This is a genomic window from Chitinophagaceae bacterium, from assembly GCA_007695095.1.
Taxonomy (GTDB): Bacteria; Bacteroidota; Bacteroidia; order Chitinophagales; family REEL01; genus REEL01.
Window position 1 is genome coordinate 1 of record REEL01000152.1, and the last position, 13,309, is coordinate 13,309.

Below are 13,309 nucleotides of genomic sequence, written 5' to 3' on the forward strand. Positions count from 1 at the left end.
TCTTGAAGAGTCGAGTGATCCAGTTTTTTAATTTGCTCCTTAGTTGCTTTATCCAATCTGGGCATTTTAATTTTTTTTCTATTACAATTATAATACTAGAATTTTAAATTTTAAAATGTTGGGGGGATGGTTGAAGTTGTAATTAATGATAAAGAGTTTGATATAATTATGCAGATGGGATGTTATTCATTAAAGTACTTTGCATAACAAGTATTGATAAATCGATTCTTAAGTTCAGTATAATTTGTAATACATTCAATGAGTTTTATCTCTGTATTTTTTTTGGTTTCAGTTTTTAGATTAAATTTTTTAACTCCGATATGTTTTAGAATCTCTTGTATTGTTTGCTCTGTTTGGAGTAGTAAGTTGTCATAACTTACTTGTATTGTTTGCCTTGAAAATAATTCGTTAAATTGCTTTTGATTTGAAATAATCATTTGAAAGTATTCGCTGCACTCCTTAACAGATATTGTTGTATGAAAGTTGGGGTTGGCTGTCGTCCATTGTTGTTGTGCTAAAGCTCGTTTGTATGAAAATAATGTCGCCAAGAGGTTATCTCGTTTTAGATGAATGAATTTTATATCTGAATTTTCCTTGAAATAATCAATAAGTTCATTCTTGTCTGCTAAATGTCGATTATGGTCATAGAAGTATTTAAAGCCAACTGCTCTCAATGGTTTAGCATATTTCTTATACACATATTTTTCAAGAAACTCAATTGGTTTTTGGTTTCGAAATGTTACCAATTCCTCAGAGCGATATTCTTCCGGTAATTCTTCGTAGAATTTTCCAAAGTTAATTTTATTAGTTGAACCGTAAACACCTCTTAGACAAAGTATTTCTGGGTGGGAGTTTAAATAACTCCATAGCATGGTTGTACCTGTTCTTGCCGTTCCAAGAATTACAAAAGGCTGATATTGTAGTTCCGATTTCACTATTCTATAGACAATTTTAATCCGTCAAAAGCAACACCCTTAGTTATCCAACTTAATGGAATTTGAGGTTTTCTATGGCGAGGGATAACTATCATTCTATCCCCTGAATTTTGGTAAGATGATATTGCATTAGCAATTATATTTGGTGTCCTATCGTCTTTAAGAATAGATTTACTCATTGATCTTGTTAAATCTACTATATCATTCAAATTGAATTCACCAAACAATGCTTTTGCTTCGTGTTCTTTTTCCAAAGCAGTTACAATCATATCTGTTGTACTTTCTCCATCACACCCTACACCGAAGACAATGTAGATAAATGGTTTGCCAATTCGTTTTAGTATTCTTAAGCCACTTCTATCAAAACTGTTTTCATCCTCAATACCACAAGTCAATGAGTCACCTCCCATATCTATTGCAATTATCAAGTCTGGATTTATGTGGTTTAGAGCATTAGAAAATTCAGATTGTAAATTCAGATAAAAGTCTGTTAAATGATACTTGTTTGAAACTTTCTCGTATTTAGGTAAGCGAGAAATTAGAAAAGGACTTGGTAAATCCGTATTAAATTCAGCCATTTTTTGAATTAACTCTAATGATGTGTGAAAATTATTAATGGATTTTTGAAGATTATCATGTTGATACAAGCTAAAATTTATCTTTTTGAAACCTAAATAATTCTCTTTTCTTGATACACAAAGACCATAATTTATAATAGCTTTGGGGTTTAATTTTTGGATTGTTGAAGCAAAGCCATAGGCTCCAATCACATCACTGCCTCCTCCGATTCCTAATACAAAAATATTATCCCCTTTTACATCAGAAATACTGAATTTTGGCATTTCGTACTTATTCATTAACTTTTTTAGCATAGGTCTTCTTTTTTAGAATGAAAATTTTAAAATCTGAAGCAGGTTCATATGTTTCAATGTTTACACCATTAGTATCAATCGCTTTAACCAGTCTAAAGCCGTTTTTCGAGAATAATTCAAGATACATTTCTGTTGGTCTATGATACTCAACCTTTTTATTCCCTGTGTAGCTGCAGGTTTTTGTAATCACTTCTTCGTTTAATTTTGTTTGAGGAATTGAATTTCTGTTCTGAAATTCAGTTTTATAAATGTGCACAAAATCAGGGTTGCAAACTGAAACTACAAGTTTGCCATTTGCATTTAATGATTTTGAGATATCAGCCAAAATTCCCTTCACTGTATCATTATCTACTTCGCATAAAACAAGATTAAGCAAAGCAAAATCAAAAGAGTTATAAAAACTTCTATCATTTGGAAAATAGCGATGAAAATCTTCGCACCTTGTTTTTAGAACAGTTTCGTTGATGTCATAAACAAAAACTTTTGCTTTGGTTTCTGTTTCAATTTGCTTGCTAGTTTTGCATTTTCCTGAACCATAATCCAAAACTTTTTCAGGGTTATATTCTTTTAGAATTGAAATAATTTCAATGTCTAAGATTTCTTCCTTTTTTCTTGGCTCAACTGCTCTCTTTAAGTTTTCCCAACCTCGAATTTCATTTGGTTCTTCTTCTATATTTATTCTTGAGGTGAGTTTCTGAAAATCTTTATCTTCCATTTTAGGATTTTTCAAAAGAAGAAAAGCCCTTTTAATGGTATTAACAAACTTATTTTGATTGAACGGCTCAAATGATTTTCCGTAGTCAATCAATTTTACTTTTCCCGAACTGGTTTGTATAAAATTTTCGGGCTTGATGTTGGTAAAAACAAATTCATTCTGTTTGCAGAATTTTAGAAAGTTGGTGAGTTCTGCCAGCGTGATTTTTTCCAATGGCCGGAAATTGTGATACCGATAACGAATGAAGCGGAAATCATTTGCTTCCAAACATTCAATATTTTCCAATAAATCACTTTTCCTAAAACATTCGGCTTTTGATTTGAGAAAATTCCATTCGTTGTCGAGAATATTGAAGAAGCATTTGTAAACGAATTTGTTATCAGTAAAAACAATTCCTTCTGCACCGCTTCCCAATTTCCGCAGTGGCCTGTTCAATTCAAAATATTGTTCTAAATGCTTTCTGTAAACATCTTCGTTCTCTGTTATCTCTGTAATGGACTTGCTGTAACTCCAAATGGCTGTTGTTAGTTCTTTGAAAAAAGTTTTGAGCGTTTCTTCCTTTGATGCTTCATGAAGTGTTTTCTCAAACGAAAGAAGTTTGCTTTCATCTGCCAGTTGATTGTAAACTTCTTTGGCGACATTTTGATATTCGGTAATTAATTTTGTTATACCTGCAATCCGGTAGTAGTTCATTAAAAATCTTGCTTTCCTTTTATTAAGGAAATGGGAATAAGAAGTTAAAAAAAGATTGTAAAAATCTTCATGCAAAATTTTATCAAAAATATCTTTTGGACGGTGCGGATCTGTTTCGTTTTTAATAGTTTCAATAGATTTCAAAATTGCTTTTGAAAATGCGTATCCAATAATATCATAAGCTGCTTTATCAAGTTCTTTTGAAAAATTAAAGTCTGTAATCGGTCGGTTGTGTTCAAGTGAAAATGTGTGTTCAAAAATTGTTCTTCCTGAAACCACTTGATTGAGCAAAGCCCAAACTAAATCACCACGTCTAGCGTGTTTGTTGTTTACTTCCAAATTAATAACAGGATAGTACTGCAGCAATTCACGGTTAAATACTAAAGTATTCGCCCCTCTGCGAGTTATCGTCTTTTTTATAGTTTTTACTTCTTTTTGTAGTGAAGGTCTTGAAAGTGATTTGCCTGAAAATATTTGCATTAAATCATTGGCAGTAATTGAGGAATGATATATAGGAATTTCCAAGTGGTCGCTATGCAGGTCTGATAAATCGTAGTAATAATCGGGCTTTTCTCTTAAAGAAAATCCGTCTTGCTGCTTTTCTCCTTTTGCAACAATACTATGATAAAAGTCCACTAATTGCGATCTAATGCAACAAAGCGTTGGAACGGGCGGGTCGTTGCTCATTCCACCAATCAATGCCGCTGTGTTTTCTAAATTTTCATTGATGATGTTAAAAACATCAACATTCTCGATGTTAGAGGTGGAACTAATTACTGACCTAAATGTGATGTCATCATCAACTATCCAAAATACTGGATTGTCAAAGTCCTTTGTTTCTGTGAAAAGATGGTGATGTAAAATTGTCCTGCCTAAAGGTATTGAATTTATATCTGAATACTGCTGATAATATGCTCCGTAGTAACCTGATTTTAAATTCTGTTTCCATTCATTATCCCTGATAATCTTAAAAGGAATTGAATGTTCTGTAAAAACCTGTTCAATAGTTTTTAACTTTTCTACTTTTGGGACATCTTCGATTATCAAGACCAAATCAATAGGAATTTGCTTTTCAACTATTTGCCTGGCAATCCTTTCGGCAATGATTTTATCACCTGCAATGAAACCAATTACAAACTGATAATCGCCTTTATTTTTAAATTCTAAATCTATTTTCTTGATTGACGGTGATGTCTGTTGTGGAATATCAATTTCAAACACCTCTATTCCGAAATAATTTTTGGCTCTATCAAAAAACTGCTCTTTTTCAACATTATTCATCAAATGCTGATACTTGTAAAAGAAAATCTGTAAACTTTTAATTTTCTTTTCCCGGTTTGTTGTAAGCCGTTCTCTATTCTTGTCGGTGTATGCTGTTACAAGGAGCTTTTGAATGATTTTGTACTTTGGGTTTTGTTGAAAAACACGAACAAAAAAATCTCTGTCAACGGATGAGTGCAGTGCTTCATCAAAACAGCCTGCTTTTAAAAGTGTTTTCAACCTGATGAACGTGTTTGAACCGCCAATACCGGGATTTCCTTTTAGAAAATCTTTTTCGGATATCGTGTTTGGCAATACCATTAGCAAGTTTTCATCGCTGCTATTTCGTAAATAGCTTGCTGCGATTAAATCAAAATTGTCAGTATTACTGTTTTCAATTTCACTCAAGTAGTCGGGTAGCCATTCATCGTCATCATCAAGCGAAGCAAAATAAATATCATCTGAAATGCCTTGCTGTTTTACGATTTCCTCAATGCTGGTATTTAATGCTCCTGCATAATTATTGGTTCTGTAATTCCTGAATAAGTTAAAGCCAAGAAGGGTGCATATTTTTTGTTCTTTACAAAAATTTTCTTCTGTTGAATTTGATACTACATATACATAGTCAGGTCTGCGACTTTGTTCTTTTACAGAGTTCAAAGCTCTCGGCAGCAATTCCAAGCGATTACAGGTTATTATGACTGCTGTTATTCTCATTCAATTTCCAATGCCGTTTTTAATTCTCCAAGCGAATTTGGTTTAACAAAAATTCTGTCATAAGAAGGCAAAACCTCTTTTTCATTTTCATTCCTAACCACCAAACAAGTTGAAGTATAACCGACTTGTTTTGCAAGTTCTATCATTTTGGCATTGTAACGCCCTGCGGGGAAACAATAAGCATTAACAAGCTTGCCTGTTACTGCTTCAAGCCATTGTTTTGAGTTTTGTAATTCGTTCAATGCTTTTTCCTCGTTCATATATTCCGCAATCATTAACGCATGTGTCATTCCGTGTGACCCGATTTCAAAACCATTAATGACAAGTTCTTTGAGTTGATCAGCACTCATATAGTTTACACGACAGTTTTCTGGTAATTCTTTGAAAAGCTGATTCAGCAAAGTCATTTGTTTATCAGGCTCAGCCCAATAAAAATTCCTTTTTGTTTGTCCTGTAATGTATGCTGTTCTTTCAATTTCTATCAAAGCCATTTCATCTACACATTGATAGTAAATGTCGAGAGGTAAAACTGAATTGTCTTTGCAGGGATTTACTACAGGAAAGAATGTTGCAGTTGCGTTAAATTTTTTCAGAGAAGGAAAAGCAAAATCAAAGTTGTCCAAATATCCATCATCAAAAGTGAGTGCAATTAGTTTTTCCGAATTACTTCTTTGTGCTAATTCTGAAATGGAAACAAATTCAAAGTTGTTTTCTGTCAATAATGATAATACCGTTTCAAAGTATTCCTGTGAAATAAGTGTCCCGAATGTTGTGTATGCATTCGGTTGAGTAATAAGTTTTTCGGGCAAAACTCTGTGAAACATCAACACTTTAGCCATTGTCGAGTTGCTTTAAGATTTCATCAATGCTGTTTACAGGAATAAGCAAACCACTTTGTCGGTCATCCAAATTCCTGCCCGCAAGTTCTTTTGCCCAACCGTCAAACATCGTAACACACAAAACCCTTTTTTTCAGTTGCCAAGCAAAAGCTATTTCAGAAAGCGTCCCTGCTCCACCACCTGCTGCGATAATGATGTCGGCTGTCCGCACGATGATAATGTTTCTTGCAATGCCTGTTCCTGTCGGTATGGCAATGTCAACATATGGGTTAGCTGTGTCAGCTTTCTCTTCTGGTAAAATTCCAACTGTTTGCCCATTGAAAGTATCTTCCGACAACTTAACTCCTTTGCAAACAGCTTCCATAAAGCCTCCAAGTCCACCACAAACAAAAGTTCTGTCTTTTGAGGCGATTTGTTGTCCAAGTTGCACACCAAAGTCATAAAGTGATTTGCTGCAAATTTTATTATTAGGTCCTATTATTCCGATTTTCTTCATTGTCAATTTAATTACTGAAATTATTCATAATCTTTTATATCAGTTTTTTTGAAAAAAATGACACTTAATATTGCCAAATATCAACCCCCAACCACTAAGTATTGTACAGCAAAAAAGCATTCAATTAAATTTATTTTTCTACCTGTAGTTTCGATAATAATATTCGTTTTTAGATTGTTGAATTTTTAGATTTTTATTCCTATAACCCTCTTTAAGCGCCAACCCAAATTTTTATTAGCAATTTGACTACACACTGCTAATTCAACATTTAGGTATACCTTTAAACAATTATACAATTAATTTATAAATCATCAAAAAGACTTTTGACGTTTTGGGGTAAATATGCAGAAAACGCTTTATTTAAGGTGAAAAGACCCTCTTATTTACCTTGTATTCAAGAAGATGGAAGAAATTCAACTTCTTACAATTTCACTCATCAAATAAAAACAGATAAATGTTTTGAATATAAGGAATTGATTGTTGATATAAATTCAAAAATTACGAAATGCAATTCTAAATATTAAAATGTAGAAAAGTTAATTGAGTCCGAAAAATCTAGCAATCCTATAATCCTAAGAATCATGGTTTAGACAGTGTGCGACTTATTTATAGTGCTTTCGTACATTCGTTCAGGCAGATAGCCTTGCTGCAAATGCGCCCTATTTGCGAGAAAAATAAACAAATTTTCTCCCCCCCCAAAAAACTATCCGGCTTATCTTGCTAAGCTATAACTTTCAATTTGTAATTGATTTAAAGATTCTATTGAGAGGGTATATTTTTCATCAGTTACTGTTAATGTTCCTTTATTTTCCTTTTTATTGACCGTGACGAAAATATTATATGTTCCGTTAACTAAAACACCTAAATCAATTTTAGCAGTAGCAGGACCTAAAGCATCTAAACAGACATTTGGGGTAAGTATGTTTGTAAGGTTAATCTTGATCTTTGAATTCGTTTGTTCAATTTTATACTTAATTTGATAGTTAGCACAGTTGAATATTTCTTCTGTCTCAAAATGTAGTTCAAGCCTTTTTTCAGGTATAATTACATTTTTCCACATATTCAAAATTACATCCGAATTGATTTTTTCGGTGGTCTGTTGTTTATTACAGCTGAAGAATGTAAGAAAAATAATGATAAACAATACATTTTTCATTGAACTCTTAATTTAAGTACTTCATTAATTTTTATAGCATTTGCTTATCAAATATAGATAACTTAGTTAAAATGTCATGTTGCCTTTTTAAGTTTTCTATCAATACTTTTTTCCACCGGCCCAGCATTTTTCCGCTAATCCCTTTCTCTATCCCCAGGAAATTTTATAAATCAAATGGAAAGAAAAAGCTCACACCACAAATCCGCACAAACAGTTTTGTTTTATTTGAATATGTTCTGATGTTTTGTACTTTTACCACAACAAAAATTTATTCTGCTCATTATTTGAGCTATTAATCATTCAAATTTTAAAATGCATAATTATAAAAATCTATATCAATTACTTTTAGCCGGAATAATTATCTCTACATCTTTGCTGCAGGTTTCTTGCAATAATGACGATGATGATCCCCCAACGCAAAATGAAGTAATAGCCAATTTTGATTTTGATTGCGGTGATTGTGAAGCACCCGCAGAAGTCAGTTTTACCAATACATCTCAACATGCAGAGGAATATAGCTGGACTTTTGGGGATGGTCAAAATTCAACTTCCGAAAATCCGACACATACTTACAGTCAGGCCGGTGAATATGATGTCACCTTAATGGCATCTTCAAGCCCGTCAAATTTTGAAGAAATCACAAGAACTGTCGTAATAACATCCGGTCAAAGTAATGAGTATTTAAGGTATGAAGTCAATGGAACAGATATTGAGGCTACTGCTTTTTCTGCTGAGATAACTTCTGACAGAAGGTTGTTTATTCGGGGATATGAAGCCTCCGGAAATGAATTGCCTGCTTTTAGAATATCCATTGAAGAAGGTTCAATCATTGGATTTGGCCCCGGGCTGAATCAAAACCTTTATCAGGGAGTTTCTCCGGACACCATGAGTTATGTAAACACTTCGCAAGTGAAATATGCAACATTTCATACTCCTTCTCCGGGCATGCACTTTTTTATTCAGGCTATAGATGAGGGTGCAGATGGTTTTATACAGGGGACTTTTAGCGGCACAATGAGAAATCAGTCCGGAGACGAGTTAGAATTTAAAAGCGGTGAATTTAGGGTTATGTTTTAGAATGGCTTGTTAAACTGGAACCTAAAATATTTTAAAGATCCATTGATTTAACTCATTGTTCTTTCCAATAATTTTTCATTAAGTCCACCACCCAAATAGGCTCCCGGATATCACTTTTTGATTGAAAAGCTTTAAAAACAGGCTTTATATCTAATACCGGTGTTCCATCAATTGTATCAAGGTATTTCACTTTGATTGTCCTGCTATTATGTTCCAATTTTCATTTTTTTTGATTTTGGTAAAGCACCTTTTCTTTATATTTTAATTCTATATACATCCCGGTAAGTTTTTGTATTTATTCTTGCTTCAAATACTTGCCGCTTGGATGTTGTTGATTTTTTTCAATAATTACAATATTTACATCTATATTTATAAAGAGCTTCACTAATTTGCTCACTTCTGTTAAAGTTTGTCTTATTACAAAAGGAACATTTTAAAAACCTTACCGCTTAGGTTTAATAATCAGACTTATTTTTTTAAATAAATTAAAACTTGTTCACTAATCTTGCAAATTTCTTAAAAAAATATACCTTTGTTTTTTTAAGGAATATATGTATAAGGTTTTATGAAAAGAATTATATTAATGCTTAGTAGCATAAAATGCAGTGTCTTTTATATTTTATTGATGTCAATTGCATTAATAGCTTGTAATCAATCTGATGAGCAATTACAAGATGATGGTGGAGAAACGCAAAAGCAGCAAACTGAACAAGTTAGCCGGAAACAACAAAGTTTTCATGAAGAAGTGAAAGCTATGAGTATGTATGAGCGTGAGTATAAAGTTAAGTCATTATATGAAAAAGTGGTAGAATCCGGTGAGAAACGTCAGTTTTATGCTGATGTTATCAGAAGTCGTAGGGCAGAAATTGCACCTAATTATCCTAACCCTAATGATCTTGCTTCGGATGGAATGCATCTTATGGATCAATGGTATGCTAATTATCCCAATGAAGTAGCAGATTATATTTTATTTATTGAAAACCTATTTAAAGAACACTAGAAATATTGAAACCAAAACCAAAAACCAAAAACTATGAAAAACTTATTGAAGATTCCCTTTTTATTATTTTTTGTATTTAAATTATTTTTTTTCCAACAAGTTTGGGCTAATACATGTTGCACAAGTAATTTCGGATTAGGTTGTGAAGATTTTTCTTGTGAGCAAGAGATTTGTGCCCTAGATGCTTGGTGTTGCAGTGATTTATGGGACGGCATATGTGCATCTGCTGCAGTTACAAATGCTGAAAATGGTGGAGCCTGTGCAGGAGTATCTGATTGTCCATGCGCAACTATAACTACCGAGAATATACCTTATAATACCGGAGATAATAGTTGTTATGATTGGGTGGTCTCTGTTGACCTTTTTTGTTGTACTAATTCATGGGATGTACTTTGTCAATTAGGTTATGAAGACTGTGCCGATACGCCATGTTCGACATTATCTTTGAGTGGGGGATCAGTTTCCAGTTCTCAGGGAGATAGTAAGTGTGGTCCACCATTTTGTAATCAAAACCAGTCAGGGGCAGCCGGGTTTCCATCGGATTTGGATTGCGAACAAGTTGTATGTGCGGATGACCCTTGGTGCTGTGATACTTCCTGGGATGGACTTTGTGCTTCATCAGCAGAAACATTCTCTGAATGCGCTGACTGTTTAGACGTAGCTACCTTAACAGCGTCTGCCTCAGGAAATGGATTTATACGTTGGTTTGATGCACAAACCGGCGGGACATTGCTGCATGTTGGTGATACACTGAATCAATCGGTAAGTCAAACAACAACATTTTATGCTGAACCCGTCAACAAGGAAGTATTTATTGAAAACTCTCTAAAAACATTAGATATAGCCGGAAATGGAGCTAATGGTGGAGTTATGTTTGACATTACTACTGAAAGTAATAATATAATGGTTAATGCTTTTAATGTTTCACCTAATGTTAATCAAACTCAAGATATTTCAGTTTATTTTAAAGAAGGCACTTATGTAGGTAATGAGTCAGATTCGACACAATGGACTTTTGTAGGCACCTATTCATTTACCGGTGTTATAGGTGATTTTAGTTTTATAACTGTGGATGATTTTGAGTTAGAAGCGAATTCAACTTATGGTATTTACTTAAATTATAGCTTAGCCTATACTACTGGGGATTCAACATTTTCAGACACACACTTATCAATAAGTGGAGGAACAGGTATGAATGCTTTGTTTGGTGGTTCAACTAACATCTTCTTCCAACCTCGTATGTTTAACGGTGAAGTGTTTTATGAAGTAATAGCAGAATGTGCCGGTCCCAGAGTTGCTGTTGAGGCTGTCGTAAATGACATACCTACTCTTACATTAACTGCCGATGCTACCATTTGCAATGGAGAAGAAGTTACACTAACGGCCTCAGGTGCGGATACATATTTATGGGAACCTTCAACAGGATTAAGTGCCACAACAGGCAGTGAAGTAATTGCAAGTCCATCAAGCAGTCAGGTATATACACTAGTGGGAACCGCTGTAAATGGATGTAATACATCTCAAACAGTAGAGGTAAATGTAACACCTGCTGTTTCTATAGACAATGTGGCTGTTACAGATATTGTTCAATGTGGCGGAAGTGGTGAAATTGAAATAACAGCATCAGGCGGAACCGGTAATTTGGAATATTCAATTGATGGCGGTACAACTTTTGCTTCTAATTCAATATTTTCTAATTTATCTGTTGGTACTTATGAAATAGTCGTTCAAGATGCCAATAATTGTTCAGACGAAGGAGGAACTTTTACTTTACAAGAACCGGCAACTCCTTCTGTTCCAACAGTTACCGGAGGTGGTAGTGTTTATTGTGAAGGAGAACCTATTACCGACTTTACGGCATCCGGGTCCACCGGTACACTTACTTGGTATGATAATGCAGCCTTGAGCAATCAGGTAGGAACAGGTGGTTCTTTTAGCCCATCTACTGTTCCGGGGTCTTATACATATTATGTAACTGAAACAGAAAATGCATGTGAAAGTGACCCTGCATTAGTTACCATAACAATCAATGCTTCGCCTTCAGTGGATAATGTTGCCATTACAGATGTAACTTCATGCGGACAATCAGATGGTGAAATTACAATTACAGCGAGTGGAGGAGATGGTAGCTACGAATATTCAATTGATGGTGGTACTTTATTTGGTGCGAGTCCGACTTTCTCCGGATTGTCAAGTGGCACCTATCAAGTGACTGTGAGAGACGGAAATAATTGTGTAGATGATGCCGGCTCATACTTAGTTGATGAACCCGGTGCTCCGGCAGCTCCAACAGTTAGTGGTGGAAATGTTTATTGTGAGGGCGAAACTCCGACGGATCTAACAGCAAGCGGTTCAGGAGGAACAATTACCTGGTACAGCGATGCAGCCTTGAGTAGTCAGGTAGGAACAGGCGGAACTTTTAGTCCGTCTACTAATCCCGGAATACATACCTATTACGTTACAGAAACAGATGCCGGCTGTGAAAGCTCAGCATCAGATGTTACCGTTACTATAAATGAGTTACCGATTGTGGACAATGTTAGTGTTACTGATGTTTCGAGCTGCGGCCTAGCAGACGGAGAAATCATGATTACAGCTAGTGGAGGAGACGGTAGTTATGAATATTCAATTGACGGAGGTGTTTTATTTGATGCGAGTCCGACTTTCACCGGATTATCAAGTGGTAGCTATGAAGTGTCAGTAAGAGACGGTAATAGTTGTGTAGTTGATGGTGGTTCATTCATTGTTGAAGAACCAATTGCTCCGGCAGCTCCTGTTGTCAGTGGTGGAGATACTTATTGTGATGGAGAAGTTATTCAGGATTTGACGGCAAGCGGTTCAGGTGGTTCAATTATCTGGTATAGTGATGTCGACTTGAGTAATCAGGTTGGAACCGGCCTAAATTTCACTCCTCAGACAAATGTGGGTTCTATTACTTATTACGTAACGGAAACCTCTGCTGAAGGTTGTGAAAGTGAAAGTGCTGATGTAACAATTACGATACATCCTGAGCCTAATGTAGACTTAGCATTAAATATAACGGAGGAGCTCTGCACTGATGATGCAGCTATTGTTTTAGAAGGCGGATCTCCGGCAGGAGGTGAATTTACAGGGACCGGTGTTGAAAATGGCAGCTTTAACCCTGCTACAGCCGGTGCAGGAACACATACTGTCACCTATACTTATACTGATGCAAATGGCTGTATAGCTTCTGAATCTGCTGAAGTAATAGTGGATGTATGTATTGGTATAGTTGAAAATACACTTTCAGATAATATTCTGGTATACCCGACTTTATTTAATAATCAATTCAATATTGAGATTAAATCTGATATTAAGACTGATTTTGTTGTTAGCATGTATGACGTAACCGGACAATTAATTAAGTCTTTCGAATGGGCAGTATCCGGAAGTCAAACCAAAGTAGTTGATACGGATAATAATCTCGCTCCCGGTGTTTACTTCCTAAAATTAGTAAGTGATTCCGGACATGTGACATTCAGGTTAGTTAAAATTAATTAATCCGGGAATCAGCTATTTTAAAAACTA

10 protein-coding genes are annotated in these 13,309 nt (G+C 34.8%); 3 read left to right on the plus strand and 7 right to left on the minus strand.

Annotated elements, in window-relative coordinates; all coding sequences use genetic code 11:
- Positions 1-182 precede the first annotated feature (182 nt).
- The 6 genes from EA412_12595 to EA412_12620 all read right to left on the minus strand — a co-directional run bounded on the left by EA412_12595 (position 183) and on the right by EA412_12620 (position 7,683).
- On the minus strand, positions 183-935 hold the full coding sequence (locus EA412_12595) for a sulfotransferase (protein TVR76838.1): 753 nt from the start codon (positions 933-935) through the stop codon (positions 183-185).
- A complete protein-coding gene (locus EA412_12600; GenBank protein ID TVR76839.1) occupies positions 935-1,807 on the minus strand; it encodes a DUF1152 domain-containing protein in 873 nt (290 codons plus the stop codon). The genes EA412_12595 and EA412_12600 overlap by 1 nt, the downstream gene beginning before the upstream one ends.
- Positions 1,785-5,192, minus strand: a complete 3,408-nt coding sequence (locus EA412_12605) for a glycosyltransferase (GenBank protein ID TVR76840.1) — start codon at positions 5,190-5,192, stop codon at positions 1,785-1,787. Before EA412_12605 ends, EA412_12600 begins: the two co-directional genes overlap by 23 nt.
- Positions 5,189-6,031, minus strand: a complete 843-nt coding sequence (locus EA412_12610; protein TVR76841.1) for a polysaccharide deacetylase family protein — start codon at positions 6,029-6,031, stop codon at positions 5,189-5,191. Before EA412_12610 ends, EA412_12605 begins: the two co-directional genes overlap by 4 nt.
- Complete coding sequence (locus EA412_12615) at positions 6,024-6,527, minus strand: TIGR00725 family protein (protein TVR76842.1); 504 nt, start codon at positions 6,525-6,527, stop codon at positions 6,024-6,026. The genes EA412_12610 and EA412_12615 overlap by 8 nt, the downstream gene beginning before the upstream one ends.
- A gap of 712 nt (positions 6,528-7,239) precedes the next feature.
- Positions 7,240-7,683: a hypothetical protein gene (locus tag EA412_12620; protein ID TVR76843.1), complete on the minus strand. Its 444-nt coding sequence runs from the start codon at positions 7,681-7,683 to the stop codon at positions 7,240-7,242.
- A 312-nt stretch (positions 7,684-7,995) separates the two neighbouring features.
- Between EA412_12620 and EA412_12625 the strand changes: the two genes are divergently transcribed.
- Complete coding sequence (locus EA412_12625) at positions 7,996-8,760, plus strand: PKD domain-containing protein (protein TVR76844.1); 765 nt, start codon at positions 7,996-7,998, stop codon at positions 8,758-8,760.
- Positions 8,761-8,812: 52 nt separating this feature from the next.
- On the opposite strand, the gene EA412_12630 is transcribed toward EA412_12625, so the two are convergent.
- Positions 8,813-8,977: a hypothetical protein gene (locus tag EA412_12630; GenBank protein TVR76845.1), complete on the minus strand. Its 165-nt coding sequence runs from the start codon at positions 8,975-8,977 to the stop codon at positions 8,813-8,815.
- A 348-nt stretch (positions 8,978-9,325) separates the two neighbouring features.
- On the opposite strand from EA412_12630, the gene EA412_12635 reads away from it, so the two are divergent.
- Together EA412_12635 and EA412_12640 are read left to right on the plus strand one after the other, a co-directional pair.
- The gene (locus EA412_12635) at positions 9,326-9,760 is read left to right on the plus strand and encodes a hypothetical protein (GenBank protein ID TVR76846.1); all 435 of its coding nucleotides are present in this window, start codon (positions 9,326-9,328) and stop codon (positions 9,758-9,760) included.
- A gap of 33 nt (positions 9,761-9,793) precedes the next feature.
- The gene (locus EA412_12640) at positions 9,794-13,282 is read left to right on the plus strand and encodes a T9SS C-terminal target domain-containing protein (protein TVR76847.1); all 3,489 of its coding nucleotides are present in this window, start codon (positions 9,794-9,796) and stop codon (positions 13,280-13,282) included.
- Positions 13,283-13,309: the final 27 nt, after the last annotated feature.